General features: G+C 61.5%; 1 protein-coding gene. It reads left to right on the plus strand.

Going from position 1 to position 494, the window contains the following annotated elements; genetic code table 11:
* The first annotated feature begins 140 nt into the window (after positions 1-140).
* Positions 141-266 (plus strand): hypothetical protein, encoded by a 126-nt coding sequence (locus tag CEF10_RS17400; protein WP_269801335.1) that lies wholly within the window; start codon positions 141-143, stop codon positions 264-266.
* Positions 267-494 lie beyond the last annotated feature (228 nt).

Below are 494 nucleotides of genomic sequence, written 5' to 3' on the forward strand. Positions count from 1 at the left end.
GCGCTCGCGGAACTCGGCCGTGTATGTCGGGGTGTGCTTCTTCTTCGATTCCATAACGGTCATCCTCTGAGAGTTTTACCCTCTCGGAAACCCGGGGCGGTTCAGCCGAGCTGGCGAGCCGGTTCGGAGTGCATCCGACGATGATCCATCAATGGAAGCGAGCCCTGCTCAAAGGCGCGTCCGGCGTGTTCGAGCGCGGAGGCCGCAAGATACCGGAGATCGACGAGGGGCAGGTGAAGGAGCTCCACGCCAAGATCGCGGGGTGAGGCCGCGAACGCCATGCTTTCGAGAGAGCGGCCGAACGCGGTGGCCAACTCTTCTTGGAACGAAAGCTAAAACCTGGGGCGGGACGTGAGGCGCGGCATGGTGGAGCCCGATCATCCGCAGCTTGAACCGCCCCGGGTTTCCGAGAGGCTTCTTTGTTCAAAACCTACGCGGCTTTTTCAAGGGTGTTCATCTGTGCGTAGAACGCCTCCTCCACTTCTTGCGGCGGC

The sequence above is a fragment of the Roseovarius salinarum genome (assembly GCF_002834145.1).
Taxonomy (GTDB): Bacteria; Pseudomonadota; Alphaproteobacteria; order Rhodobacterales; family Rhodobacteraceae; genus Roseovarius; species Roseovarius salinarum.